The organism is Burkholderia sp. HMSC10F09 (assembly GCF_001806955.1).
GTDB lineage: Bacteria > Pseudomonadota > Gammaproteobacteria > Burkholderiales > Burkholderiaceae > Burkholderia > Burkholderia multivorans.
This window is the reverse complement of record NZ_KV786783.1, coordinates 1,133-2,699: the sequence shown is the minus strand read 5'-3', so window position 1 is coordinate 2,699 and position 1,567 is coordinate 1,133. Positions and strand designations below refer to the sequence as shown.

Here is a 1,567-nt window from a genome sequence, read left to right as displayed (position 1 = left end):
CACCTCGGGTACTTCGGGCACGTCCGGTACGTCAGGTACGTCTGGCACCTCCGGCACCTCCGGCACGTCCGGCACGTCCGGCACTTCGGGCACCTCGGGTACGTCCGGTACTTCGGGCACGTCCGGCACTTCAGGCACGTCGGGCACTTCCGGTACGTCCGGCACTTCCGGTACTTCGGGTACGTCCGGCACTTCGGGTACGTCCGGCACTTCGGGCACCTCCGGCACCTCGGGCACTTCGGGCACTTCGGGCACCTCGGGCACGTCCGGCACCGGCGTCACCCCGCTCGGCAACGTCCTGCAGAAATCCGGCAATCTCGTCACGTCGCTCGGCACCGTCGTCGCGAACGGCGGCGCACAGATCGGCGGCGTCACGGTTCCCGGCACGAACCCCACGACCGCGACCAGCGTCGGCAATGCCGTCACGAGCCTCGGCAACGGCGTGCAGTCGGTCGGCAACGGGATCGCGGCCGGCCTCGGCTCGATCGGCGTGTCGGCGAACCCGCTCGGCCCGACGCTCACGTCGACCACCGGACTGCTCACCGGCACCGGCGGCGCGGTCGGCAACCTCGGCAACGCGGTGAAGAGCCTGGGCGCGGGCCCGTTGTCGCCGCTGTCGCCCGTCACGACGCTGGTCGGCGACCTCGCGAACACGGTCGGCACCGCAGTGAACTCGACCGCCTCGGACCTCAACACCGCGCTGAACAGCACGCCGGTCCAGCAGCTCGAGACGCAGCTCGGCAAGGTGATCAACCCGATCACGAACACGCTGACCGGCGGCGTCGACAAGCCCGGCGTCACGCAGACGCTCGGCAGCGCGACGCTGCTCGGTGCACCGCTGAACGGCCTGCTGAGCACGCTCGGCGGCGGCCTCGGCGTCGCCGGCACGAAAATCGGCGGCGCGACGGACTATCCGGTCGGCCAGGCCCTCGGCGGCGTCGTCGGTCAGCTCGGCGCCACGACGACGTCGGTCGGCGGCCTGCTGTACGGCGGCAGCTCGAGCAGCGGCACGAACCCGCTCGCACCGCTCACGGGCCTGCTCGGTTCGCTGACCGGCGGCCTCGGCGGCATCGGCGGCGGCAGCTCCAGCGGGTCGAGCGGCACCGGCGGGACCAGCGGAACGAGCGGCGGCCCGCTCGGCCCGATCACGGGGCTCCTCGGCTCGCTGACTGGCACGCTCGGCGGCATCGGCTCGAGCGGCACCGGCGGAACGAGCGGCACCAGTGGCACGAGCGGCGGCCCGCTCAGCCCGATCACGGGGCTGCTCGGTACGGTGACCGGCACGCTCGGCGGCATCGGCGGCATCGGCGGCTCGAGCGGCACTGGCGGAACGAGCGGAACGAGCGGAACGAGCGGCACCGGCGGAACCAGCGGCACCGGTGTCGGCGGCCTGCTCGCGCCCGTGACGAACCTCGTCAACACGCTGACGCCGCTCGGCGCGAGCCTGACGGGCACGATCACGACGCCGGCCGGTGGCCTGACCGGCGCGGTCGGCGGCGTCCTGACCGGCACGCTGACGCCGCCCACGGCCGGCGTCGGTGGCGGTGCGGGCGCCGGTGCAACCGGC

Annotated in this window: 1 protein-coding gene and 1 pseudogene; one reads left to right on the top strand and one right to left on the bottom strand. The window is 73.5% G+C overall.

The features are described 5' to 3' along the window. Positions 1-417 (bottom strand): annotated as a pseudogene (locus HMPREF3115_RS31955) (highly repetitive protein); the annotation flags it as partial. Here HMPREF3115_RS31955 and HMPREF3115_RS30995 point away from each other — a divergent pair. Further along, the coding region (locus HMPREF3115_RS30995; RefSeq protein WP_218079216.1) for a collagen-like triple helix repeat-containing protein at positions 362-1,567 on the top strand (1,206 nt) is incomplete at its 3' end. The pseudogene HMPREF3115_RS31955 and the gene HMPREF3115_RS30995 sit on opposite strands and share 56 nt — an antisense overlap.